Below are 24,205 nucleotides of genomic sequence, written 5' to 3'. Positions count from 1 at the left end.
TGCTGTTGTACTTCCGTTGCACTTCCCACCGCACGTCGTCACCGACAGTGCTTCCATACGTGTCGGAGGGAGGTCATCCGTGGTCAGCGTGCAGCAATGGACAGGTCGGGAGGCGAGCGCCCTGCGCGCCGCGTTGCGTATGAGCACGCGCGCTTTCGCCGAGCACCTCGGTGTCGCCCTGCGCACGGTTGCGAAGTGGGAGAGCCTCGGCGCGGAGACACAGCCCCGACCGGACACCCAGGCCATCCTCGACACCGCACTCGCACGGGCGGATTCCGCTGCCCAAGCCCGCTTCGAGGCAGTGCTGTTCCCTGAGCGGAAGAGCGCGCGGCCGGCGGACTACGAGACCTGGACCGAGGACATCGAGCGCGCTGTTGTCTGCATCAGCCGTCAGGACTTCCCGTTCGCCTCAACCCTGTTGAACCGCTGGTTGGGCAGCCGGGTACCCCAGCAGTTGGACTACAAGGGTCTCTATTTGTACGGCCGTTCCCTCGTGCTCCTGGGCGACCTCCAGCGCGATCAGGGCGCGATCCTCGGTCCACTCTCCGCCCGCCACTCCTACCTGACCGCCCGCGGCATGTTCACCGAGCTCGACATCCCACGTCGGGTGGCTCAGATCGAGCTGTCCCTGGCCGTCGTTCAGGAGATGTCGGGCGAGTTGGAATCCTCCGCTCGCCACTACGAACTCCTCGCCGGGGACCAGCGCCTGAGCCCGCGTGACCGTGCCAGGGCGCGGCTGTGGGTGGGTACGGCGCTGAGCAAGGAGGGCGACAACGAGTACGCCACCAACGCGATGACGGCCGCCACTCGTGCCTTCGAAGACCTGGGCGAGCCGGAGGACTGGTCGGTCGCCCACCAGAAGCTGGCCCTGGCCCATCGTGGTGCCGGCGACCTGAAGCAGGCACTGCACTACATCGACATCGCGCGCACCACCGGCACGGTCGATTCCCCGATGCAGCGGGTGCGGTTGGACACCGCGTACGGGCACATCCTTCTGTCGGATGCGGCGACCCGGAATGATGGGCTGTCCGTCCTCGATCAGGCGGCACAGGTGGCCCGGCAGTACGGGCTGAGCCACCAGCTGCGCAGTATTGAGGGCATCCGAAAGGGCCAGCAAGGATGAGCCAGGGAGTGCCAGTGCCGGAGCACGAGCAGCGCCAGATCACCGACGAGCAGTTCCACGACGCGACGCTGATCTGGGATTACCACCAGATGGGGCACGAGCTGCGGCCCTGCTCGGCGGCGATCGGCCTGGGCAGCCACGACCTGGGCGTGGCCACCGCGGCGGCCGAGCTCTACCGCGTCGGGCTCTTCCCGGTCGTGGTCTTCAGCGGCGGCAACAGCCCCACCACCCGCGCTCGCTTCCCGCGCGGCGAGGCTGTGCACTACCGCGAGCACGCGCTGACCCTGGGCGTGCCGGACGAAGCGATCCTGGTCGAGCCGAAGGCCGCCAACACCGGCCAGAACATCACCTTCTCCCGCGAGCTGCTGACCCAGGCCGGGGTGGAGGTGCAGTCGCTGCTGCTGATCTCCAAGCCGTACATGGAGCGCCGCTCGTACGCGACCTGTCGCAAGCTGTGGCCCGAGGCCGAGGTCGTATGCGCCTCCGAGCCGCTGGAGTTGGACGACTACATCAAGTCCATCGGCGACGAGAAGCTCGTCGTCGACATGCTCGTCGGCGACCTGCAACGGGTGATCGAGTACCCGAAGCTCGGCTTCGCCGTCGAGCAGGACGTACCGGGGGATGTGTATGACGCTTACGAGCGCCTCCTGGGCGCCGGCTTCGACAGCCGCCTCATCAGCACCTGAGCCGCCCAGCGCCGATGCGCCGGGCAGGCTGTGCGCGATCCACCAACCCAACCTCTTTCCCAGGCTGTCCACCCTGGCGAAGCTGTTCTCCGCTGACCACTGGATCGTTCTGGACGACGTGCAGTTCGCCCGGCGCGACTACCAGCACCGCGCCCGTCTCGCCGCCCTGGACGATCCATCCAGACAGCAGTGGCTCACGCTTCCGACGCATCTTCCCTACGGGCGCCCGACGCTGATCAGCCAAGCACGGCTCGTTGATCCGCGTCGCTCGCGCCGGACGATGCAGCTGCTCATGCGCCAGTACTACGGCCGCAGCCGCTACTGGGGCGCTGTGGCCGAGGTACTGGACGCGCTCGACGACTCGGACCGTGTGGCCGACTTGGCGAGGACATCGACGACCGCCCTGCTCAACGCTCTCGGCTGGTCGGGAAAGGCGCGGGACAGCGGCGAGATCCCGACCCGGCAAGGCCGCTCCCAGCGCCTCGCCGACCTCGCGGCAGCCACCGGCAGCACCCACTATCTGTGCGGCACCGGTGGTCTGCGTTATCTCGACGCCGGTCCCTTCGAGACCCACGGCATTCCTGTGCTGCCCTTCCACACCCCTGTGGATGACCCGCTCTGGCGGTGGGCCCGTCGATGCAGCAGCCTGTGGGCCCTGAGCAAGATCGGGCCCGATGCGCTGGCCGACCAGCTGGCTGCCCAACGAGAAGCCCACCATCCTGGAGCCCACGCGTGACCGAGCCCACCGCTAAGGAACCGGCCAAGAAGCCCTTCCTGTACGTAGTCGTCTGTGCGTGCGGCATCGCCGGTGACGTAGGCAAGCTGATTACCGCCGCGCAGGAAAACCACTGGGACGTCGGCGTCATCGCCACCCCACAAGGACTCGGCTTCCTCGACGCGGAGGCGGTCGAGGCGCAGACCGGCCGCCCCATCCGCTCGGCATGGCGGTCACCAGGTGAACCGCGCCCGACTCGACCCGCGGATGCGATCGCGGTCGCCCCGGCAAGCTTCAACACCGTCAACAAGTGGGCCGCCGGGATCTCCGACAATCTCGCCCTGGGGGTCCTGTGCGAAGCACCCGCCATGGACATCCCGGTCGCCGTGCTGCCGTACCTGAACTCAGCCCAGGCCGCCCACCCTGCGTACCGCCAGAGTCTGGAACGGCTACGCGAGATGGGCGTCCTGATCGGCTCGTACGAACCGCACCGGCCAAAGGCCGGCGACGGGGCCGATTGCTACCGCTGGGAGGAAGCCCTGGAGCTCCTCGCGCCCAAGCTGTCCGCCCCGGCCTGATCAGCGCCGCCGTGTCGGTGACCCCTGCGGTGGCCGAGCAATGGCTGCCGAAGGGTGGACCGGCGCGCTGGGCCGTTGCATGGCACTGTGGGCCCTGGCTGCCTGGGCCCAAGGACCGGGAACGTGGCGCTCGCCGAGGCGGCGGATACGCCAGGTCAGCGCGCGGGCGGGACTGTGGGCGTCGTCCAGGGCACGTTGGTGCAGCGCTTGGCCGAGGACGGTGGCTGCGTTGTGTCCTGCTGCCTCTGCCTGGGCGAGCACGGTGGCGAGTGCGTTCCAAGCGGGGTCGTTGAGGATGCGCTCGGCGTGCTCCGGAACCACATCCTGAAGGTGGTGGGCGAAGCGGCGCTTGGTCTGCGGGCCGGGTGCCCGGCTGGCGAGGCCGACCAGGACGGGCTCGGCGGTCTGCGCGTACGCGGTCTGCAGGTGGAGTAGCGCCTGTTCGGCTGCTGCCTCCTGCTGGGCGTGCTGGCGGGTGCGGTGCCAGTGCAGCCCGAAGGCGACCGCGGTGAGTGCGGCGTCCAGGAGCATGATGAACCCGGTGCCGTCACTGTCCTGTGGCCTCTCCCGCCAGATGGTCTGGATGCTGTGGCGCAGGGCGCGGGTGCTGTCGAGGTCGGCGGCGATGCGGGAGCGGGTGGCGCGCTCGAAGGCAGCGGCGGCTTGTTCGAGTTCGGCCTGCGCCGCGGTCGGTGTCATGACGGGCAGCAGGTCCAGCGTCGCGCCGAGCGCGACGAGTTGGCCTTGGGCCGTCTGCTCGTTGCCTTTCGCGAGGTGGTGGGGATGCGTTCGGTGGCGGCGGTGGCCTGGTGCCACGGGTTGCCAGGCTGGATGGTGGTCGGCTCGGGGCTGGTGGTGGCGAGGCGTTCGCGGATCTTGGGCAGGGAGAGGTCAGGGGCGAGGGTGGAGCCCGCGAACCACACCGGGTTGCCTTCCTCGTTCACGTTGCCGGGCAGGGCGAAGTTGCAGCCGAGCGTGTCGCCGGAGGGAGCGAGCTTGAGGCGTACGTCCACGCCGGTTGCCTCCAGCAGCGAGAAGAACTCGGCCTCGTCGGCCGCGGCGGCGACCGCGCGGCGCACCCGCATGCGCAGGACCTCGCGGGCGGTGGCGTCCTGGGCCAGGCGTTCGGCTTTGAAGTGTTCCTTGCTGGTAGGGCGTTTGGCGGCGGTGCCGTCGCCGGGCCTCAACCGCCTGAGCCCGTAGTCGACTTCGATCTGGCGGGCTTCGCGCTGGACGGCTCGGATGTCGTAGTCCCGTTTGGGGCGGCGGCCGTCCTGGCGGACGAGGGTGGCGGCGATGTGGATGTGGTCGTCGGCGTGCCGGGCGGCCACCCAGCGGCAGGCTTCGGTGTCCCCGGCGGGGGCGATGCCGGCGGCGGCCACGATCCGGCGGGCGATCTCCGCCCACTGGGCATCGGACAGGATCGGGTCCTCCGGGGAGGCGCGGACCGGGCAGTGCCAGACCGTCGTCTGAGGAGCCTGGCAGCCGAGCATGGCCACCGGCTGGTCGAGTTGTGTGTGGAGCTGCTTCTCCACCTCCTTGGGGCCGCGGTGTGGGCTGCGGCCGGGGTCGGGGGCGAAGTCGTTCCAGGACGCGACCAGGTGGGGGTCGACGTGCTCGTTGGCGTCGCCCTTGCCGAAGAGGTAGGCGATCACACGGCGGGTGCTGCCCTTGCCGGTGATGATCTTCGGTATCACCAGTCCTGCCTCCCCTCGGTGACTTGGGCGACGGTGGTGTCCACGTCGGCGATCGACGTTTCGACGCAGGCCAGGAGCCGGTGGACGACGCCGGGCTCGGGCCAGGCGCCGTCCTTGTTGAGGTGCCAGGTGAGCTGGTTGAGGTTGTTGCCGAGCCAGCCGAGCTGCCGGTTGGTGGCCATCAGTGCCTTCACCATGGCGCGGTAGTCGGCGATCGCGGCGGTGGGGTCCTCGGCGCGGGCGGCGGCGAGCGACGCCTCGGCGACGTAGCCGCCGATCTGCATACGGCTGCGCGCGGCGGCGTGGGCGAGGTCGGTGAACTCGCTGTCGCTGTAACGGGGGTGGACGCGGCGCTCGCGCAGGCGCGGCTGACGCAGGCGGCGCTGCGGCTTCGGCGTCTGCGCGGCGTGGGGCGACGGTCTGGTGGCTCCCGTCTCGGTCGGCGCCCCCGGGCCGGCCGACCCCGGCGCCCCCTCGGCGCCGGCTGCCTCCGCCGTCCCAGGGGCGGAGGCCGGGTAAGGACTCCTTACCCGACAACTTGCTGCGCTGTCTGGGGCTGAGGTGGTGTGCGTCGGCTGTTGAGCTGTGGGGAGTTCGTGGTGCTGTCCGTGCATGGTGGTGCTCCGGTGGTGAGAGGGGCGGGGCTGTGTCACGTGCGTTGCATCCGTCCCATGCCTGGTCAGCACAGGTACGGACGCTCGGGCAGGTACGGAGAAGTCCGTCCCGGTGAGGACATCCGTCCCCGTGCTGACCTGCGCGGGGACGGATGCGACGCAGTGATACGGACCCAGCGGGAGGCGGGTCAGCGGGCGCGTTTGGGGCCGACGGGGCCGCCGGGCGGGCCGATAGGCAGCTGACCCGACGGGGCGGCGGGCGGCGTGCCCTGAACCTGGCGCGCGGTTGTGGCGTCGTGCGCGGTGGCAGGCGCCGTCTCGGTGAGGTCGGGGCAGTGCCGGGCCCAGCTGTCGAGGAACCGGTTACGGGCGTAGCCCTTGGCCTGCCTGCCCTTGTCGAACCGGTAGTTGGCCGGGCGGATGTCGAAGTCCCGGAGCAGCCTGCCCAGGTGGTAGACGCTGAGTCCCTTGGTGCCGTGTTCCGCCCAGGGGGCGTCGGGGTCCTGGAGCAGGGTGGTGACCAGATCCAGGGAGGACAGGGCTTCGGGGTTGCCGTGCGCCTGGAAGATGCGGTGTATGTCGCGCAGCAGCCTTGTCTTCAGGTTGGTCTGCTCGTCCTGGACGGCCTCGTAGCGGGTCATCGCGACACAGGCCGCACGGGCGCTGGCGGGCCAGTGGCCGTCGGCCAGGTCGGCGATGATGACCAGCGGTTCCCAGGTGTCCGCCGCCCGGTCCTCCACCGGCATCGTCGGCGCCATTCGGCCGGCCGTGGCGCGCAGCGGTCCCAGCCAGGCGGCCAGCTTGTCCCGCAGTGCGTTCAGTTCCGGTGTGGCGTAGCGCGAGCGGAACGGGGTCACCTTCTCGCCCGGCTTGCGCTTTTGCATGCGGAGCACGACCGCCCGGTCTGTGATCGTGTCGGGCAGGTCGCCGATCGAGGCCAGTGCGGCCATGGCGAAGGTCGGATACGGGGTCGGCTTGTGCTCCGGACCGGAGATGCGCCAGGCGGGCCGGTTGCGCTGGTGTCCGGCGTTCAGCAGGCCGCGCAGTTCCTCGTTGTCGCCGGCCTTGCTGAAGATGGTGTCGGCCTCCAGGATTGTGCGCGGGTTCTTGCCGATGATGCGGAAGAGCACCGCCGTGGACATGTTCACCGTCATGATCGGCTGGTGGACGGTCTCGTGGAGCACGTCCAGAACACGGGACTTGCCGCAGCCCTTGGTCGGGCCTACGACCGCCAGACGCGGCGCGTGCTGCAGAACGGTCTGGATGTGCGTGGCCGCCACCCACAGGGTGACCGCTGTCAGTGCCTCGTCACTGGGCAGTACGACGTACTTGCCGATCGCCGCCCGCAACTCATCCAGCAGTTCCGCACCCTCACCGGAATCCCGTTCCCCAGGGTCTGCCGGTCCCCGAGGAGGCCGGGGGACGGTCCCGTGATCCGGTCCCCGTGCGTCGACGTAACTGGTCCCCTCCTGCTGGGCGGTTCCCGCCGCGGGGTTGTCAGACTCTGTCAACTGGCGGGGACCGTGATCACGGTCCCCATTGCGGTCCCCTGGCGCAACTGCAGCCTCTTGGGGACCGGTCCCCGATTTCCCGTCGCTGACCTGCGAGTTTGCACTGGATGTCGATACGGGGACCGGTACGTGCGGGGATCGAGCAGCGGGCATTTCGCGGGGACGGTCCCCAACAGCGGCATCTGCAGACGGCTGGGGACGGTCCCCGTGTGCTTCCACATCCGCCGAGTGCTCGACGGTCCCCGACGCCGGGGACCGTGTGTCCGCCTGATCCCTGCGGCGCCAGGGGACGCCGTCGCCAGGGGCCGCGGGAGTGGGCCAGCCGATTGGGGAGGTGTTCGTGGAGCTGGGGGACGTAGAGTCCTCCATAGGCGTTCCTCTCTGGTGAGAGGCAGGACGGGCGAGGTCCCGCCCCTCACCAGCTCATTCGTTCAGGGATGGGCGATCAGTTGGGAAGTCTTCGGCCCTCGGCGTTGGCGCGCCGGGGGTCGCTTCGTTGTCCGTGCCAGACGCGCGGTCAGGCCGTGAGGTCGTACGACGTCTGGGCATCCAGCCACGCGTCCACCTCCCGCCAGCGGTAGCGCAGGTGACGGCCAACCTTGTGGACGTTGGGGCCGATGCCCCGGTACTTCCACTGGTAGAGGGTCTTCACCGGCACCCCGAGGTACGCGGCCACGTCGGCGGGAGTGGCGAGCTGGTCACGCTCGGCGCCGGCAAGGCGCGGGGAGTGGTTCGGCAATGAGGTCTCCATATCGGAATCAGGGTTTTGGATGGCAGGCGTGGGCAACACAGCCACACCACCCATGGAAGCGTCCAGAGTGAATTCTGAAACTCCCGGCTACTTCCCTCGGCGTCGCCGGGGAAGACCAAAACAGTAAGGGTGGATCGCCGGTTGCCGAAATCGCCCCCGCGGAAGCCGAAATTTTCTGCGGCGAAGTAACCTGCCGAGGTGCCGGAATCCGGTACCTCGGCAGCTCAGGTGCGGTATCCAGCAGTCAGGGGTGGCGCGACCAGCCCGTCGGACACCCCATCCGATAGGTGCTCAAATCGCCCAATTCTTTGACGCGGAGGGAAGGTAGCACAACCTCCCCGCTGAAACGGCTCGCGATGTGCCGGAATTCGACGAGACGAACACCACTTCGCCCCCGAACGACTTTTGGAGAGTTTAAGAACTAACTCTTGCCATAACGGTCGTCTGCAAGTTACAGCTATCTGTCATGCCCAACCGACCTGTCGAAATAGGCCCCGTCGGCCTTCACGCCGCCCGCGCCATCGAGCACCTACGCCTCCTGCGCGGGCTGACCCAGCACCAGCTCGCCGCCCGTTGCACCGCACTGGGCCGCCCGATGGCCAACACCGCCCTCAGCCGCACCGAACGCGCCCGCCGCCGATGCGACATCGGCGACCTCGTCGCTCTCGCCGCTGCGCTCGGCGCCCCACCCGCAGCCCTGCTGCTCCCGTGGCCGGCGCACGCCTGCGCGTCCCACGCCACCTCCCACCCCCTCACCCCCACCTAGGAGGCCCTTCTTGGCTGACGTGTACGACCGCTGGCACAAGTCTCACCCCCAAGTCCGCCGAGGCCGAGTGCGGCGATCACAAGAGCCGTACGAAGCGGATGGTCCCTACCGCCGATCACGGCACCGGCAAGCGCTGGCAGGTCCGTTACCGCGACCTGGATGGCCATCAGCGCAAGGAGAACTTCCACACGAAGGCCGAGGCGGACAACCGCGCCGCCGAGGTCGACGTCGAGATCCGGCGCGGCTCTTACGTCGTTCCGGCCGAGACGAAGCAGACGCTCGGCGCCTACGCGCAGAAGTGGCTAGACGCGAACTCCGTCGGCCCGACGACCGCGCTCCGCTATGAGGCAACCGTTCGCAATCACATCGTCGGACACCTCGGCCGACGCGAGCTGCGGTCCTTCAACCAGCCCTCGATCATTCAGGGTTGGATTCGCACCCTCCAGGACGCCGAACTGGAGGTGTCGACGATCGAGGGCATCTTCGACATCCTCTCCAGCATCCTGGGTATGGCCGTGGAGGACGGACTGCTGCCGAAGAACCCTTGCAAGGCGAAGTCGGTCAAGCTGCCGACGGCGACCAAGAAGAAGATCATCCCTTGGTCGTTGAAGCGCGTGCGTGCCGTAATAGCCGGTCTCCCGAAGCGCTTCCAGGCAGGCGGCAAGCTCGCCTTCGGCTGCGGCCTCCGCCAGGGCGAGGTGTTCGGCTTCGCAGTCGAGGACATCGACTTCAAGGGCGGCTGGATCCACGTTAACCGGCAGGTGCGGCTCGTCGGCACGAAGCCCGTCTTCGCCCTGCCAAAGGGCAACAGGATCCGGTCAGTGCCCCTGTCGGCTCAGCTCGCCGCCGCCCTCAAGGCCCACATGAAGGAGTTCCCACCGGTCGCGGTCACCTTGCCCTGGGCCAAGCCGGACGTTGAGCCGAAGACCTTCCGCCTCCTCTTCGTCGACAAGAAGAGTGGGGCGTACAACCGCAGCGTCTTCAACATGGGCGACTGGAAGCGCGCCCTGGCCGCCGCCGGCGTGATCCCTCCCCGAGAGCGGGGCGCACGTTACCTCCAGGCGGCCCCCGAGAACGGCATGCACGCCCTCCGGCACGCCTACGCCTCCGTGCTCCTGGACGCGGGGGAGAGCATCAAGGCGCTCTCCGAGTACCTCGGCCACTCGGACCCGGGTTTCACGCTGCGGACGTACACGCACCTGCTGCCGTCCAGCGAGACCCGTACCCGGAAGGCGATCGACGACGCTTTCACGGAGACGGAGCCCGAAGACATCGAAGACGCCCACGACACATCAGCGACCCCACCCCACCCACTGTGCCCGCAATGCGCTCTGGCCGCCTGACCGCCCTACCTGGTGCATGACGAGGGGTGAGCCCTCCCCTTCGCCCTCACGTTACCGATGCACTCTCCTGGGGTGAGGGTGGTTCGCCATATGCTGCAGAGATGGTGGATCGCGACAAAGCGGAGAAGGTGGCCAGCCCGTACTCGACGGGTGGCGGTGGCACCGTCCTGGAGCATCGCTTTGGAGCCGTCCTGCTGGCTCACCTCCTCCTAGGCGATCCGGTCCCGGCACTGGGCGACGATGTGACGCCGGTAGCAGTGCGCTTCCAGGACAGTCGGTTCAGCCCTGTGGACGACCTGATCGTCGTCGGCGACACGGCTGACGGCGTACAGCGGCGGTTGTCGATCGGAGTGCGCCGGGCTCCGAGTATCACAGCCAGTGACGACTCTACGGCGGACCTGCTCGTGTCCTACCTACGGGTTGTTACCGATCACTGGGCTGAAGCCAGTGCGGGGCGTTGGCGCCTGGCACTTGCCGTAGCCAGTCCCAACCCGGCCGTGCAGCAGGTGCGTGAGCTGGCTGTGATTGCTCGTGGACAGCCCGACGAGGAGTCGTTCCGGGCAGCGGTGGATCAGGCGGGACGTACGAACGACGCTGTTCGCACTCGTTTGACCCACCTGGATGCGCTGATCGCTCAGGCAGCGGCCAACCAAAAGGTGAGCACTGAGACGCCTGACGCGGAGCTGACCTGGCGAGTTCTGCACGTACTGCGGTTGTGGGAGCTCAGACTGGAGGGCGTCGACGAGTCTGACCGTACGGCGGTCGTGGGCCGCCTGCGGAGTATCGTTCCCGAGTCCTCGGTAGCCGGGGCTGACGCGCTATTTGAAGCTCTGGAGAGGCTCTCCCAGAACTACGCCCCGGCTGGGGCGCATGCCACTGAAGTCATGGTGCGGAGACAAATCTCCGGTACAGCGGTTGGCCGTTCCCCTTCTTACGCCGCGGCGTGGCGCGCTCTCGACGCATTGTCGGAGACGGCCGAGAATCTCGTGGGTTTCCGCCTGACCGGCGCCGACGAAGATCTTGAGTTGGAACGGACTGAAGCCGGGAACGCTCTGGCTGTCGAGATGAGCACGGCTGCATCGCAGACGACCGCACTGGTCGTTACCGGTGAGCCGGATGCCGGCAAGTCGGCTCTGGCCTTGCGCACTGCGAGGCGACTGCGGGCCGATGGTGTGGCGGTCATGGTGCTGAACCTTCGGGAGATACCCGCACGGCTGGCGGAATTTGAGGCGTTGCTCGGTGCCCGCATTACCTCGGTGCTGGGCGCCTCAGCAGTGGGTACTGGCCGTCTGCTAGTCGTCGATGGCGCGGAGTCGGTGCTGGAGGGCCGTGCCCAACTGCTCTCGGATCTTGCCCGAGCGGCGATGACCGCGGGGCTCGGCGTGGTGGCAGTAACTCGCACCGATGGTTCCGGGGCCGCACGTGACGTGCTTATACAAGCCGCGCGGGGTGTGGATCGAGGCGGTGAGGCCGTTGAGAGCCTTGTCCGCGAGCATGAAGTCCCTCATCTGACCTCGGCCGAAATCGAGCAGTTGATCGAGGTGTTCCCGCAGCTGCGGCGATGGGCTGCCGACGAGCGGGCGCGGTGGTTGCTGGGCAGGCCGGGTCTGGTTGACATGCTTTTGCGCGCAGGACCGGACGCGGCGGCGCCGGAGGGAGCAGCATCGGAGGCCGACCTGTTCCGAGTCGTCTGGTATTACTTGGTGCGCTGCGGGGAGATGATGCCGCCGGGAGGACCCTCTCCTGACGCTCGGGATCAGTCTCTTCGAGCACTGGCCCGGCGCCAACTGCTCCCGTACGACAACTCTGTATCACCTGATTCGGCCGCGCTGCCCTCGTTGCGTTCCGACGGTCTGCTCGCACCGCGCACTGCGAGTAGCGCCTGGAACCCGTCTGATCGATTTGCCAGTGATCTAGTGCGGGACATGGCCATCGTGCGGGTGCTCGTCACGGACGGCTTCAGTCTCCTCTCGGCTGCCGAGGCACCGCGCTGGGCGCTACGTGCCGCGCGCGTCGCCTGCCAGGCCCAGTTGCTCACCACTGACGACGTTAGGCGATCACTCGCGCACCTGTGCGCCGTCTTTGACCAAATCGCATCCGACCACGGCGAGCGGTGGTCGGATGTGCCCTGGGAGGCAGTGCTCACCCTCGGTGCCGCCGGTGACATCCTAGGCCGGACATGGCCTGCTCTACAGGCGGACCGGCAAGCCGGGTTGCGTACCGTGATCCGGCTGGCCATGCAGCGCTACGCCCCCCACGACATCGGCGATCCCGTGGTGCTCGCGCCGCTGGTCGAGCTGAGCTTCTGCCGCGAACGCGAGGCCGATTCCGGCGAGGATTCCTGGGCTGCGGATGGCATGAGCCGATCGATCCGCGAGCTGGTGCTGGCCTGGCTGCGCGGACTGGCGAGAGCCGAGACGGACGTGTCCGACCCGATTCGACAGTTGGTGCGAGACCGTATCCTCGCAGCCGAGCCGCCGCATTGGGACGAGTTCGCGGTTGAAGCCTTGGCAATGCTTGGCCCCGATCTTGATGGGGCGGCCGAGACATTCCTCAGGGGAATCGCCGACGATGGAGGAGCTCGTCTCGACCCTGTCGTGGAGAATTTCTGGCCAGTGGCGGAGATGGCTAAACATCAGCCAGACCTGCTCCTGACCTTGACAGAGTCTTACTACATCGAACAGCACGACGCCGAGGCGGCCAGCTATGGCTGGTCTGGTTCTTATCCGTTCGACGATGGCATCCGGCACCACCGCGCCCGCGGAAGCATCACTGAACGGATGGCCGGGTGGTACCGAGGCCCCTTCTGGCAGCTGCTGAGGGTCCGGCTCGTGCCGACACTGGCATTGATCAACCGGATGCTCGACCACGCGGCGGCCATCCGTGTCGGGGACCACGACGCCTACACTCAGGCGCCGCCCGACGAACTGCCCGGAGTGGATCTAGATATTCCGGGGGTCGGTGTCAGGCGCTGCGTCGGAGACGAACACGTGTGGGCGTGGTATCGAGGTTCGTCTGTTGGCCCTTACCCGTGTATGAGTGCGCTACTTGCCGTCGAGCGGCTCGCGGACCAGCTCGTAGTCATTGCTGACGTTCCACTTGGTCGGATCGTGCAGTTCCTGCTGCGCGACTGCAACAACCTGGCCATGCCTGGTCTCGTGGTTGGGTTCCTTGTGCGCCACCTGGAGCAGGCGGGTGATCTGCTCGATCCCTGGATGCGCGATCTGGACGTATGGCAACTGGAATTCACACGAGCTGCCAGTGAAGGAGTGCTCTACGTCCAGGGCCCGGATGCACCTGATCTAATCGGTCTCTCGCGCCGTCGGAGCAGTTTGCGCGACGTCGCCGCCGAACTCACTATTGGTGCGACCCTCTCCGGTGACCAGACTCGGCTGAGCGAGCTGGCGGCCACGGGCGAGGAACTTATCCGCCGAGCTGAGGAGCTAGTCGCTGACTCTCAGGGAAGCCCGGCGGCTGATCGCTTCCTCGCCTCGGTACAGGGCTGGGCGGCGACGTTCAAACCGGAGAACTTCCATCCGGAATCCGATGACTCTGGAAACTTGATCGTGCAGTACCAGCACCCGGAGCCGCTGGCGGCCCGCATGCGGCCCGAAGCCGAGATGTTCAGCCGTGCCAGCCAGGCGATGCGCTTGCAGAACACCTACGCCAGATCCGACGACCGCGTCACCCCTGTCGACACGCTCCTGGCTGACATCGCTTTGGCGCGGTCCTTCGGCAACGACCTGCCTGACTCCGCTCTCAACCGGCTTGACCCGATCGCCGCCGTCGCGGCTGCCGCTGCCGTCGCACACCTCCACGGCCGTATCGACGTGCCGGTCGACGACTTGCGTTGGGCGACAGGTCTCCTGATCGAGGCGATCACCGAACCGAGCCATACCGAGTACGTCGCCTCCTCCTTCTACTCGCTGGGTGCAGACCGGTCAGCGGCGACCGGTCTGCCGGCGCTCCTGGCTGTGGCATCAGATGACATCGAGCTCGATAGGCAGGCAATCGTCGGTGTCCTGGACCGCTGCACCACGAACCACTTCGATGAGGTGCGCATGGCGTTCGCCCGAGCTCTCGGCCGGGTCTGGGCTGCGCCGTGCGACGCCGACCAGCGATCTGGCCCGTGCCGCCATGAAGTAGCGCTCAACGCCGTGCGGGCGGGACTAGAGGACTGTCGCCTCGGCGACTGGGACCCAGAGAGCGGCAAACACGCCCGTCCCCGGCTCGACGGTCCCTACGAGCAGACCTTGCCCGAGGTCGAAGCGGAACGGCTCTACCTGACGTCTCTGATCCCGCCACTTGTCGCCGCTGGTGCCGCGTCTCTCAGCGACAGTTGCGTGGCGGACCAGGCGAAGGGACTTGTCGAGGTCCTGCTGGACGCCCACGCCCGCGCCACAGATCACTGGGCGAGGGAAGGGTACGAGAATCGGCATAGCAAGGACAGCGCTCGCGTCATCGTCACCCTGGCGCTCCGCGGTGACACCGGGCCGCTAAAGGCGCATGCACAGCGGTTCGCCGCCAACGGTCGTGCCTTGTACGAATTCTTCCGTGACCTCGCCGTTCTGTTCACGTACGACGATGACCTGCGCCCGTCTCTGTCGGACGTGTGGTCTGTCGCCATGGAGGCGGCCCTCGACGCCATCGGAGACGGCACCGAACTACACGGAGACCGTCACTGGGCCGACGACGCGCTAGGGGCGCTCCTTCCCGCCCCGGGCATCGACGCGAGCGACGCCGACATCGACGCGACCCTGGCCCGCGCGCGAGAAGGCTGGCTGCACCCGGACACCATTGCCGGCCTCGTGGATTGCTGGATGAGGATCGCCCGCCAGGAACCGAAGGCTCTTGACGCGCTCGCGAATCTCGGCAAGTGCGCTCCGCTCATGTGGCAGCGGAACACGGGGCTGACCTGGGCCGAGCAACTGACCGACGGCAACTATCGCGCCATCGCCAACAAGTGCTGGTATCTCACCGACTGGCTCAGAACACTGCACTCACGCGAGGAGATGCAGCCGGATCAAATCGCACGCTGGCGCCGCCTTGTGGACGGGTTGGCGGCTGCAGGCGATCACCGGGCAGCCAGTCTGCAACGAATCGAGGAATGAACCACCGAGTCGACGCTCTCCGGAGGCAGGTAGCCGCGCGCCGCAAGGCGATCGACGACGCCCTCACGGAAACGGAACCGGGAGCCGAGGCGGAAGCGGAAGACGACGGCGACCCACCCGCCGCCCAGGGCACATCAGCACCCCCAGCAAAACCAATGTGCCCTCAATGTGCCCTGGCCGCCTGACGGCCCCCCTCCGGCACCAAAAGGGCGAGGCCCGAAGACCCCGCCCAACCCGCAAGAAACCCCAGCTCAGAGCCGATCAGGGCCACACCAAGCAGTACGGCTGATGCCCCGCCTCATGCAGCCGATGGCTGAAGTCCTGCCACTCGTGCAGCAGTTGATACACGTTGAACGCGTCCCTCGGGCCGCCCCGGTCCGGGACCGTCGACCAGATGAAGGCCGCCGCGCCGACCGCTTCCTCGCCCACGCCCCGCAGGGGGTCCACCACCGTCATGGGGAGCTTGACCACCGCGTAGTCGGGGTGCAGGACGACCAGCTCCAGCGGGGGCACCTTGTGCAGCGGCACGCCTTCGATGCCCGTCAGCACCATCGCGGCCATCGTCTCCGGCTTGATCTTCGTGAACATGCCGTTCATGCCGAGCTCGTCGCCGCCGAGTTCCTCGGGACGCATGGAGATCGGGACACGGGCCGCGGTCGCGCCGTCCGGTGCGCCGAAGTATTTGTACGTCACCCCCACCCGACCACCATTCCTGCTCCCGGTCTCGGGACGGTCGATTCCACGATCGATCCGCCGGGCCCTCTGGTCCCGCTGATCCATACGTCGATCACGCCGATCGGACTCACCCGGTACGCCGCCCTGTTCCCGACGTGCTGCTTCCGCCGCTTCCTCCGCGTCGCGCCGGTGCCTTCCCTGCCGGGCACGTCGAGGACCCAGGTCATCCGTCCCCTCGCCCAGTCCGCCACCGCGATGCATATCTCCACCCGACTGCTTTTCTAGGACGCGTGGCCCCCGCCGCGCAACCCGATCATCGTGTCAGTGACCTCCCCCACGGCCGCCCGCCGAAACGTGCGTCGAAACACCAGTCCGCAGGATCTTTACAGCCCCCGGCCACCTGCGTACCGGATGAGCTGGGTGTATCGGATCACAGTCTCGCAGATGCCCCGACCACTGCGGGGAGAACGGCCACCTCGGCCTACCCTGAGGAGGTCACGAGCAACCGGAGTCCGAGAAGTCGGAGAAGTCGCACGTCATGAGTGCACAGAGCGAAACGCCCTATCCCTACGACGCGCCCGTCTCACAGGCGCTCTTCGACCGCGCCTCCGCCGTCACGCCCGGCGGCGTGAACTCGCCGGTGCGCGCCTTCCGCGCCGTCGGCGGCACCCCCCGTTTCATGGTGTCCGGCAAGGGCGCCTACCTCACCGACGCCGACGGGCGGGAGTACGTCGACCTCGTGTGCTCCTGGGGGCCGATGATCCTGGGGCACTCGCACCCCGAGGTCATCGCCGCCGTCCAGGAGGCCGTCGCCCGCGGCACCTCCTTCGGCACGCCCGGTGAGGGCGAGGTCGCCCTCGCGGAGGAGATGGTCGCCCGGATCGAGCCCCTGGAGCAGGTGCGGCTGGTCAGCAGCGGCACGGAGGCGACCATGTCGGCCATCCGGCTCGCCCGCGGCTTCACCCGGCGCACCAAGGTGATCAAGTTCGCCGGCTGCTACCACGGACACGTCGACAGCCTCCTCGCCGCCGCCGGCTCCGGCGTGGCCACCTTCGCGCTCCCCGACACGCCCGGTGTCACCGGTGCGCAGGCCGGGGACACGATCGTGCTCCCGTACAACGATCTCGAAGCCGTCCAGGAGGCCTTCCACCGGCACCCCGGTGAGATCGCCTGCGTGATCACGGAGGCCTCGCCGGGGAACATGGGCGTCGTGCCGCCCGGGCCCGGCTTCAACCAGGGGCTGAAGAACGCCTGCCGGGAGAACGGCGCGCTCTACATCTCCGACGAGGTCATGACCGGGTTCCGCACCAGCCGGGCCGGCTGGTTCGGGGTAGACGGCGTGGTCCCCGACCTGATGACCTTCGGGAAGGTGATGGGCGGCGGGTTCCCGGCGGCCGCGTTCGGCGGCCGGGCGGACGTCATGGCGCACCTCGCCCCGGCCGGGCCCGTCTACCAGGCCGGCACCCTCTCCGGGAACCCGGTCGCCACCGCCGCCGGGCTCGCCCAGCTGCGGCTGCTCGACGACGCGGCCTACGCCAAGGTCGACTCCGTCTCCGAGCAGATCCAGGCGCTGGTCACCGAGGCGCTGAGCAAGGAGGGCGTGGCGCACCAGGTGCAGACCGCCTCCAACATGTTCTCCGTCTTCTTCACCAACCGCCCGGTGCGCAACTACGAGGACGCGCGCCGCCAGGAGTCCTTCCGGTTCACGGCGTTCTTCCACTCCCTCCTCTCCGACGGCGTCTATCTGCCGCCGTCGTCCTTCGAGTCCTGGTTCGTCTCCACGGCCCACGACGAGCGGGCCATCCAGAAGATCGCCGACGCCCTCCCGGCGGCGGCCCGAGCGGCCGCGGAGGCCACGGCAGCATGAGCGAGCAGCAGGACATCACCGTCGTCCATGTGATGCGGCACGGCGAAGTGGAGAACCCGCAGGGGGTGCTGTACGGGAGACTTCCCGGCTACCACCTCTCCGAGCTGGGGCGGCAGATGGCCGACCGGGTCGCCGAGCACCTCTCGTCCCGGGACGTCGTGCACGTCGTCGCCTCCCCGCTGGAGCGCGCGCAGGAGACCGCGACCCCGATCGCCAAGGCGCACGGGCTCGACCTGGCCACCGACGGGCGGCTGATCGAGGCGGAGAACATCTTCCAGGGCAAGACCTTCGGGGTCGGCGACGGGGCGCTGAAGAACCCCGCCAACTGGAAGTACCTGGTCAACCCGTTCAGGCCGTCCTGGGGCGAGCCGTACGTCGAACAGGTCGTGCGGATGAAGGGCGCGCTGGACGCGGCCCGGGACCGGGCGCGCGGCCACGAGGCCGTGCTGGTCAGCCACCAGCTGCCGATCTGGATCCTGCGGTCGTACGTGGAGAAGCGCCGGCTGTGGCACGACCCGCGCAAGCGGCAGTGCACCCTGGCCTCCCTGACGACGTTCACGTACGAGGGCGACCGGATCATCTCCGTCGGGTACAGCGAGCCCGCGATCGACCTGGTGCCGGTCCACCTGCGGGCCGGGGCCCAGCCGGGGCAGGGGCAGGGCAAGGCCTTCGGTGCGTGAGGCGTCCGTGCACAAGCCCTCAAACCTTGCTGCATGAAATTAGTCTTAAAATATGCGGTTCGTTTCGGAACCGTCCCGTTCGTCGCGCCCTCTGAGTGGGTGACCACCAGAGGACGTGACGAATCGGGGAACCATGCGAACCTTCACCCGAAGGGGAGTACTCGGCGTCGGCGCGGGCGCCGCGGCCGGACTCGGCCTCACCGGCTGCGGCACGCAGGCACCGTCGGACGGCAAGAACCACGCCGGCGGTTCCGGCGGGCAGCCCTCGCAGAAGCCCACCGCGACCGCCCACCCCATCGGCGACGGCTCCACCTCGCGCACGGGCAAGCAGCCCCACCAGCCCGCCGCCCCCGAGCCGCTGGAACCCGGCCAGACCCCGCCGCAGTTCGTGATCTTCTCCTGGGACGGCGCGGGCGAGGTCGGCAACGGCCTCTTCCCGCGCTTCCTCGACCTGGCGAAGGAACACGGCGCGTCCATGACCTTCTTCCTCTCGGGTCTCTACCTCCTCCCCGAGTCCAAGAAGCGCCTCTACGACCCCCCGAACAACCCCCGCGGCGCCTCCGACATCGGCTACCTCACCGACGACCACATCAAGGCGACCCTCACCAACGTCCGCCGTGCCTGGCTCGAAGGGCACGAGATAGGCACCCACTTCAACGGCCACTTCTGCTCGGGCCACGGCACCGTCGGCAACTGGACGCCCAAGCAGTGGCTCAGTGAGATACGGCAGGCGAAGGCGTTCGTGAAGGAATGGCGGACCAACACCGGCTGGACCGACCTGCCCGCACTCCCCTTCGACTACGACAAGGAGCTGGTCGGCGGCCGTACGCCCTGTCTCCTCGGCCAGAACAACCTGCTGCCCACGGCCCGCCAGCTGGGCTGGCGCTACGACGCCTCCTCGCCCGGCGGCCGCCAGGTGTGGCCCGAGAAGAAGCTCGGCATCTGGGACCTGCCGCTCCAGCAGGTGCCGTTCCCCGGCCGCAGCTTCGAGGTGCTGTCCATGGACTACAACATGCTCGCCAACCAGTCGGTCAACTCGACCAAGGCTCCGGCCTACAACTACCCGGCCTGGCGCAAGCAGTCGGCCCAGGCGTACATAGCGGGATTCGAGCGGGCATACACGACAAACCGGGCGCCGTTCTTCATAGGCAACCACTTCGAGCACTGGAACGGCGGCATCTACATGGACTCCGTCGAGGAGGCCTTCAAGCACATCGCCCGGGAGAAGGAGAAGGGCGCCGACGTCCGGATGGTCTCCTTCCGGCAGTTCGTGGACTGGATCGACGTACAGAAGCCCGAGGTCCTGGCGAAGCTGCGCACCCTGGACGTGGGGCAGCGCCCCGCGGGCGGCTGGAAGGGCTTCCTCAAGCAGGGAACCGCCGCCTGAAAAGGGCCTTTCCCGGACCAAGGGGGGTGCGCAAGATCCCCAGAACGGGCATGCGAAACTTTTCACATGAGTACCCGTAGCCGCGCCCTCCTGCTCGGCGCCGTGGCCGCCGCGACGGCCCTGACCCTGTCCGCGTGCGGCAACGGCGGCACCTCCGGCGGAGGCGGCAACACCAACTTCGTCACCGGCAAGAACGGCATCGACACGGTCGCGAAGGGCCACCGCGCGGCGGCCCCCGACCTGTCCGGCAAGACCATCGACGGCAAGACCCTGGACGTCGCGAGCTACAAGGGCAAGGTCGTCGTCATCAACGTCTGGGGGTCCTGGTGCAGCCCCTGCCGCGCCGAGGCCCCCTACTTCGCCTCCGTCTCCAAGGCGTACGCGAACAAGGGCGTCCAGTTCGTCGGCATCAACACCCGCGACACCAGCACCGGTGCCGCGGTCGCCTTCGAGAAGCAGAACGGCATCGACTACCCGAGCCTGTACGACCCGACGGGCAAGCTGATGCTCCGCTTCAAGAAGGGCACGCTCAACCCGCAGGCCATCCCCTCCACCCTGGTACTCGACCGGCAGGGGAACGTCGCGGCGCGCTCACTGGCGGCGCTCAGCGAGGACAACCTGCTGAAGATGCTCAAGCCGGTCGTCGCGGAGAAGTGACGTGAGCGCACTCCTGACGCTCGCGGCGGAGACGGGCAAGAACGAGACGGTGTTCAGCGGTGCCCTGCTGATCGCCCTGCCGGTGGCGTTGCTCGGAGGACTTGTCTCCTTCTTCTCCCCGTGTGTACTGCCCCTCGTCCCCGGCTACCTGTCCTACGTCACCGGGGTCGCCGGGACCGACCTGGGTGAGGCCCGGCGTGGCCGGATGGCGGCCGGTGCTGGCCTCTTCGTGCTCGGCTTCACCGCCGTCTTCGTGTCCGGCGGAGCGTTGTTCGGCTACTTCGGCCAGACCCTGCAGGAGCAGTCCGGCACCCTCACTAAGGTGCTCGGTGTGCTGATGATCGCGATGGGCGTGTTCTTCATGGGCCTGATGCCCTGGTTCACCCAGCGCGAGTTCCGTTTCCACAAGCGGCCGGTGACCGGTCTGATAGGGGCGCCGGTACTCGGCGCGCTGTTCGGGATCGGCTGGACTCCCTGCATCGGCCCGACCCTGGCCTCCGTCACGGCTCTCTCCTTCAACCAGGCGAGCGCGGGACGTGGCGCCATACTGACGGTCGCCTACTGCCTGGGGCTCGGCGTGCCCTTCGTCGTGGCCGCCGTCGCCTTCCGCAAGGCGCTCGGCGCCTTCGGCTGGGTCAAGCGGCACTACGTATGGGTGATGCGCATCGGCGGCACGATGATGATCGTGACCGGTGTGCTGCTGCTGACCGGGGCCTGGGACAGCCTCGTGCAGGAGATGCAGGGCTGGTCCGACGGCTTCACTGTGGGGATCTGATCGATGAGCAAGACCGACACCGAGCACACCGACCACACCGATCACACCGGGAAGAACACCGAGCCGGACCTCGGCGAGGCGGGCTCCCAGCTCTCCACCGCCCCGGTCGAGCCGCCCGTCGTCCCCGGCCTCGGCCCGGTCGGCTGGGCCCGCTGGTTCTGGCGCCAGCTGACCTCGATGCGCGTCGCCCTGCTGCTGCTCCTGCTGCTGTCGCTGGGCGCGATCCCCGGCTCGCTGATCCCGCAGAGCGGCGCCGACATCAACAAGGTGGCCGACTTCCAGAAGGCCCACAAGACGCTGGCGCCGATCTACGAGAAGCTCGGCCTCTTCCACGTCTACAGCTCGGTGTGGTTCTCGGCGATCTACATCCTGCTGTTCGTCTCCCTCGTCGGCTGCATCATCCCGCGCGCCTGGCAGTTCGTGGGCCAGCTGCGCGGCCGTCCGCCGGGCGCCCCGAAGCGGCTGAACCGGCTGCCCGCGTACACGACCTGGCGTACCGGCGCGGAGCCTGAGCAGGTCCGCGAGGCCGCGCTCGCGCTGCTGAAGAAGCGGCGCTTCCGCGCGCACGTCGCCGGGGACGCGGTCGCCGCCGAGAAGGGCTACGTCCGCGAGTTCGGCAACCTGGTCTTCCACGTCGCGCTGATCGTGCTCCTGATCGCCTTCGCCTCCGGCCAGATGTACAAGTCCGACGGCACCAAGCTGGTCGTGGAGGGCGACGGGTTCGCCAACTCGATCATCCAGTACGACGACTTCAAGTCCGGTTCGATGTTCAGCACCGACGACCTGGTGCCGTTCAGCTTCCACCTGCGGAACTTCAGCGCCGGCTACCAGACCAGCGGACCCAGCAAGGGCACCCCGACCACCTTCAGCGCCGACATCGACTACGTCGACGGCGCGTACGGCAAGTCGAAGCGGACCACCATCAAGGTGAACCAGCCGCTGCACATCGACGACGCCAAGGTCTACCTCGTCAGCCACGGCTACGCGCCCGTCATCACGGTCCGCGACGGCAGGGGCGACGTCGTCTACCGCGACGCGGTGCCGCTGCTCCCGCTGGACGGCAACATCACCTCCCAGGGCGTGCTCAAGGTGATGGACGGCTACAAGAACGCGCAGAACGTCAGCGAGCAGCTCGGCATCTCCCTGTTCTTCCTGCCCACCTACGGCGGCGGCTCCTCCGTCCTGTCCAGCTTCCCCGCGCTGGACAACCCGGTGCTGAACCTGACGCCGTACCACGGCGACCTCGGGGTCGACTCGGGCATCCCGCAGAGCGTGTACCAGCTGGACAAGTCCCACATGAAGGAGTTCAAGGACTCCAAGGGGGCCCAGTTCCGGGACAACCTCAGGCCCGGCCAGACCATGCGGCTGCCGAACGGCGCCGGTTCCGTGACGTTCGAGAAGGGCGTCAAGGAATGGGCCGGCTTCGAGATCGTCCAGGAGCCCGGCAGCGGCTGGGCGCTCGCCGGCGCCCTCGCCGCGATCTTCGGCCTGGCCGCCTCGCTGTTCATCCAGCGACGCCGCGTGTGGGTGCGCGCGGTGCCGGGCCCCGACGGCGTCACCGTGGTCGAGATGGCCGGTCTCGGCCGTAGCGAGTCCGCGAAGGTGCCCGAGGAGCTGGGCGACCTCGCCAACCTCCTGTACGACCAGACGTCCGGGGCCCCCGACCCCGAGGACGACGCCCCCGTCACATCCCCCGACCCCGAAGTCGTACCTGCCGAAGGGCCTGAGAAGCGATGACTTCAGCCGCCGCAACCGTGCTCGCCAGCGCGACCAACGAGCATCTCGCGAGCATGAGCAACACGCTCGTCTACTCCTCGATGGCCGTCTACACGCTGGCCTTCTTCGCCTACATCTTCGAGTGGCTGCTCGGCAGCCGCAGCCGGGTGGCGCGCACCGCCAACGCGCTCACGAGTACGGCGGAGACCAAGCGGACCGGCCCCGCCGTCACGGTCAAGCAGGCCGGCGGCACCGCCGTGCTGGAGCGCCCGAAGGTGGTCGTCCGCGCCGCGGCCGGCTCCCGCGACGTCCCGGACGGCCCCGGCGCCCACGGCGGCGACGAGCAGGGCGACCTCTACGGCCGGATCGCGATCTCCCTCACGGTCCTCGCCTTCCTGGTGGAGCTGGCCGGTGTGATCACCCGGGCGGCCTCCGTGCAGCGGGCGCCGTGGGGCAACATGTACGAGTTCAACATCACGTTCTCCACGGTCGCGGTCGCCGTCTACCTGACCCTGCTGGCCCTGAAGAAGAACGTCCGCTGGCTCGGCCTCTTCCTGATCACCACGGTCCTGCTCGACCTCGGCCTCGCGGTCACCGTCCTCTACACGGCGAGCGAGCCGCTGGTCCCGGCGCTGCACTCGTACTGGCTGTACATCCACGTCTCGACGGCGATCTTCTGCGGCGCGGTCTTCTACGTGGGCGCGGTGGCCACGATCCTCTACCTCTTCAAGGACTCCTACGAGAACAAGCTGGAGAACGGCGGCAAGCCCGGCAGCTTCGCCAGCTCGGTGCTGGAGCGCCTGCCCGCCTCGGCGTCCCTCGACAAGTTCGCGTACCGCGTCAACGCGGCGGTCTTCCCCCTCTGGACCTTCACGATCATCGCGGGCGCGATCTGGGCGGGCAGCGCCTGGGGCCGCTACTGGAACTGGGACCCCAAGGAGACCTGGTCCTTCATCACCTGGGTCGCCTACGCCTGCTACCTGCACGCCCGTGCCACCGCGGGCTGGAAGGGCCGCAAGGCCGCCTACCTGGCGATGATCGCCTTCGGCTGCTGGCTGTTCAACTACTACGGCGTCAACATCTTCGTGACCGGCAAGCACTCGTACGCGGGCGTCTGAGCCGCCGAGGGGCCACACTGGTCCCATGGCCGTCCTCCAGCTGCTGATCCGACTGCCGAGGCCGATGGACCAGGTCTGGCCGAGCCTCTCCACCCCGGAGGGCCTGGCCGCCTGGTTCACCCCCACGGACGTCCTGCAACCGAGGCTGGGCGGCACGGTCACCCTGGGCGACCTGGGCACCGGCACGGTCACGGCCTGGGACGTCGACCGCGTCGCGGAGTACACGGTCGACCCCGGCGGCAGAATCCGCTTCCACCTGGAACCCGACGGAGAGACAGGCAGCGTCCTGCGCTTCACCCACGAAGTCCAGGGAGAGGCGCCGACAGAGCAGGGCTGGCGGGACCGTTTCGAGCGCCTGGGTGCATCCCTGGGATGAAAACAGGGCGCGAAGCGCCGAGTTTTCAGGGGCGCGGGGAACTGCGCGACCAGCCCCCA

Annotated in this window: 18 protein-coding genes and 2 pseudogenes; 15 read left to right on the top strand and 5 right to left on the bottom strand. The window is 68.3% G+C overall.

Going from position 1 to position 24,205, the window contains the following annotated elements; translation table 11 throughout:
* Positions 1 to 79: 79 nt before the first annotated feature.
* The 4 genes from AB0G52_RS20745 to AB0G52_RS20730 are packed head-to-tail and all read left to right on the top strand — an operon-like array spanning position 80 to position 3,102.
* Positions 80 to 1,123, top strand: a complete 1,044-nt coding sequence (locus AB0G52_RS20745; protein ID WP_361337742.1) for a hypothetical protein — start codon at positions 80 to 82, stop codon at positions 1,121 to 1,123.
* Positions 1,120 to 1,809: a YdcF family protein gene (locus AB0G52_RS20740; protein ID WP_361337740.1), complete on the top strand. Its 690-nt coding sequence runs from the start codon at positions 1,120 to 1,122 to the stop codon at positions 1,807 to 1,809. The genes AB0G52_RS20745 and AB0G52_RS20740 overlap by 4 nt, the downstream gene beginning before the upstream one ends.
* Positions 1,751 to 2,545 carry a WbqC family protein gene (locus AB0G52_RS20735; protein ID WP_361337738.1) on the top strand — a complete coding sequence of 265 codons (795 nt, stop codon included), beginning with the start codon at positions 1,751 to 1,753 and terminating at the stop codon, positions 2,543 to 2,545. Before AB0G52_RS20740 ends, AB0G52_RS20735 begins: the two co-directional genes overlap by 59 nt.
* On the top strand, positions 2,542 to 3,102 hold the full coding sequence (locus tag AB0G52_RS20730; protein ID WP_361337736.1) for a flavoprotein: 561 nt from the start codon (positions 2,542 to 2,544) through the stop codon (positions 3,100 to 3,102). Before AB0G52_RS20735 ends, AB0G52_RS20730 begins: the two co-directional genes overlap by 4 nt.
* Here the strand turns inward: AB0G52_RS20730 and AB0G52_RS20725 are convergent.
* The 4 genes and pseudogenes from AB0G52_RS20725 to AB0G52_RS20710 all read right to left on the bottom strand — a co-directional run bounded on the left by AB0G52_RS20725 (position 3,103) and on the right by AB0G52_RS20710 (position 7,675).
* Positions 3,103 to 4,799, bottom strand: a pseudogene (locus AB0G52_RS20725) (mobilization protein).
* A complete protein-coding gene (locus AB0G52_RS20720; RefSeq protein WP_361337734.1) occupies positions 4,796 to 5,413 on the bottom strand; it encodes a plasmid mobilization relaxosome protein MobC in 618 nt (205 codons plus the stop codon). Before AB0G52_RS20720 ends, AB0G52_RS20725 begins: the two are co-directional and overlap by 4 nt.
* A 188-nt stretch (positions 5,414 to 5,601) precedes the next feature.
* Positions 5,602 to 6,774 (bottom strand): DUF3631 domain-containing protein, encoded by a 1,173-nt coding sequence (locus AB0G52_RS20715; protein ID WP_361337811.1) that lies wholly within the window; start codon positions 6,772 to 6,774, stop codon positions 5,602 to 5,604.
* A gap of 667 nt (positions 6,775 to 7,441) precedes the next feature.
* Positions 7,442 to 7,675 carry a helix-turn-helix domain-containing protein gene (locus AB0G52_RS20710; protein ID WP_361337732.1) on the bottom strand — a complete coding sequence of 78 codons (234 nt, stop codon included), beginning with the start codon at positions 7,673 to 7,675 and terminating at the stop codon, positions 7,442 to 7,444.
* 466 nt (positions 7,676 to 8,141) lie between these two features.
* Here AB0G52_RS20710 and AB0G52_RS20705 point away from each other — a divergent pair, with 466 nt between their 5' ends.
* From AB0G52_RS20705 to AB0G52_RS20695, 3 genes and pseudogenes are all read left to right on the top strand, one after another.
* Complete coding sequence (locus AB0G52_RS20705) at positions 8,142 to 8,441, top strand: helix-turn-helix domain-containing protein (protein ID WP_361337730.1); 300 nt, start codon at positions 8,142 to 8,144, stop codon at positions 8,439 to 8,441.
* A 19-nt stretch (positions 8,442 to 8,460) separates the two neighbouring features.
* Positions 8,461 to 9,784 (top strand): annotated as a pseudogene (locus AB0G52_RS20700) (tyrosine-type recombinase/integrase).
* A 101-nt stretch (positions 9,785 to 9,885) separates the two neighbouring features.
* Positions 9,886 to 14,895, top strand: coding sequence for a hypothetical protein (locus AB0G52_RS20695; protein WP_361337728.1), 5,010 nt, complete (start codon positions 9,886 to 9,888; stop codon positions 14,893 to 14,895).
* Between the two features lie 261 nt (positions 14,896 to 15,156).
* On the opposite strand, the gene AB0G52_RS20690 is transcribed toward AB0G52_RS20695, so the two are convergent.
* The gene (locus AB0G52_RS20690; protein ID WP_207921793.1) at positions 15,157 to 15,831 is read right to left on the bottom strand and encodes a hypothetical protein; all 675 of its coding nucleotides are present in this window, start codon (positions 15,829 to 15,831) and stop codon (positions 15,157 to 15,159) included.
* Positions 15,832 to 16,108: 277 nt separating this feature from the next.
* Here AB0G52_RS20690 and hemL point away from each other — a divergent pair, with 277 nt between their 5' ends.
* The 8 genes from hemL to AB0G52_RS20650 all read left to right on the top strand — a co-directional run bounded on the left by hemL (position 16,109) and on the right by AB0G52_RS20650 (position 24,146).
* Complete coding sequence (hemL, locus tag AB0G52_RS20685; protein WP_132890357.1) at positions 16,109 to 17,437, top strand: glutamate-1-semialdehyde 2,1-aminomutase; 1,329 nt, start codon at positions 16,109 to 16,111, stop codon at positions 17,435 to 17,437.
* Entirely contained in the window at positions 17,434 to 18,117 is a 684-nt protein-coding gene (locus AB0G52_RS20680; protein ID WP_132890356.1) for a histidine phosphatase family protein, read from the top strand. The genes hemL and AB0G52_RS20680 overlap by 4 nt, the downstream gene beginning before the upstream one ends.
* 133 nt (positions 18,118 to 18,250) lie before the next feature.
* Positions 18,251 to 19,504 (top strand): hypothetical protein, encoded by a 1,254-nt coding sequence (locus tag AB0G52_RS20675; RefSeq protein WP_132890355.1) that lies wholly within the window; start codon positions 18,251 to 18,253, stop codon positions 19,502 to 19,504.
* 66 nt (positions 19,505 to 19,570) lie between these two features.
* Positions 19,571 to 20,161, top strand: coding sequence for a TlpA disulfide reductase family protein (locus tag AB0G52_RS20670; RefSeq protein ID WP_132890354.1), 591 nt, complete (start codon positions 19,571 to 19,573; stop codon positions 20,159 to 20,161).
* A 1-nt stretch (position 20,162) separates the two neighbouring features.
* Entirely contained in the window at positions 20,163 to 20,936 is a 774-nt protein-coding gene (locus AB0G52_RS20665) for a cytochrome c biogenesis protein CcdA (RefSeq protein ID WP_361337724.1), read from the top strand.
* A gap of 3 nt (positions 20,937 to 20,939) precedes the next feature.
* The gene (locus AB0G52_RS20660; RefSeq protein ID WP_132890353.1) at positions 20,940 to 22,673 is read left to right on the top strand and encodes a cytochrome c biogenesis protein ResB; all 1,734 of its coding nucleotides are present in this window, start codon (positions 20,940 to 20,942) and stop codon (positions 22,671 to 22,673) included.
* The gene (gene ccsB, locus AB0G52_RS20655) at positions 22,670 to 23,770 is read left to right on the top strand and encodes a c-type cytochrome biogenesis protein CcsB (protein ID WP_361337722.1); all 1,101 of its coding nucleotides are present in this window, start codon (positions 22,670 to 22,672) and stop codon (positions 23,768 to 23,770) included. The genes AB0G52_RS20660 and ccsB overlap by 4 nt, the downstream gene beginning before the upstream one ends.
* Positions 23,771 to 23,795: 25 nt before the next feature.
* On the top strand, positions 23,796 to 24,146 hold the full coding sequence (locus AB0G52_RS20650) for an SRPBCC domain-containing protein (protein ID WP_361337720.1): 351 nt from the start codon (positions 23,796 to 23,798) through the stop codon (positions 24,144 to 24,146).
* Positions 24,147 to 24,205 lie beyond the last annotated feature (59 nt).

The sequence above is a fragment of the Streptomyces sp. NPDC021562 genome, assembly GCF_040640875.1.
Lineage (GTDB): Bacteria > Actinomycetota > Actinomycetes > Streptomycetales > Streptomycetaceae > Streptomyces.
The sequence above is the reverse complement of the archived record's forward strand: the minus strand, read 5'-3'. Positions and strand labels throughout refer to the sequence as shown.

Coding starts and splice junctions, on each gene's coding strand:
- AB0G52_RS20740 (WP_361337740.1), top strand. CDS start 1,120: ATGAGCCAGGGAGTGCCAGTGCCGGAGCACGAGCAGCGCCAGATCACC.
- AB0G52_RS20720 (WP_361337734.1), bottom strand. CDS start 5,413: ATGCACGGACAGCACCACGAACTCCCCACAGCTCAACAGCCGACGCAC.
- AB0G52_RS20650 (WP_361337720.1), top strand. CDS start 23,796: ATGGCCGTCCTCCAGCTGCTGATCCGACTGCCGAGGCCGATGGACCAG.
- AB0G52_RS20675 (WP_132890355.1), top strand. CDS start 18,251: ATGCGAACCTTCACCCGAAGGGGAGTACTCGGCGTCGGCGCGGGCGCC.
- AB0G52_RS20680 (WP_132890356.1), top strand. CDS start 17,434: ATGAGCGAGCAGCAGGACATCACCGTCGTCCATGTGATGCGGCACGGC.
- AB0G52_RS20670 (WP_132890354.1), top strand. CDS start 19,571: ATGAGTACCCGTAGCCGCGCCCTCCTGCTCGGCGCCGTGGCCGCCGCG.
- AB0G52_RS20710 (WP_361337732.1), bottom strand. CDS start 7,675: ATGGAGACCTCATTGCCGAACCACTCCCCGCGCCTTGCCGGCGCCGAG.
- AB0G52_RS20690 (WP_207921793.1), bottom strand. CDS start 15,831: ATGCATCGCGGTGGCGGACTGGGCGAGGGGACGGATGACCTGGGTCCT.
- AB0G52_RS20705 (WP_361337730.1), top strand. CDS start 8,142: ATGCCCAACCGACCTGTCGAAATAGGCCCCGTCGGCCTTCACGCCGCC.
- hemL (WP_132890357.1), top strand. CDS start 16,109: ATGAGTGCACAGAGCGAAACGCCCTATCCCTACGACGCGCCCGTCTCA.
- AB0G52_RS20660 (WP_132890353.1), top strand. CDS start 20,940: ATGAGCAAGACCGACACCGAGCACACCGACCACACCGATCACACCGGG.
- AB0G52_RS20735 (WP_361337738.1), top strand. CDS start 1,751: ATGACGCTTACGAGCGCCTCCTGGGCGCCGGCTTCGACAGCCGCCTCA.
- ccsB (WP_361337722.1), top strand. CDS start 22,670: ATGACTTCAGCCGCCGCAACCGTGCTCGCCAGCGCGACCAACGAGCAT.
- AB0G52_RS20695 (WP_361337728.1), top strand. CDS start 9,886: ATGGTGGATCGCGACAAAGCGGAGAAGGTGGCCAGCCCGTACTCGACG.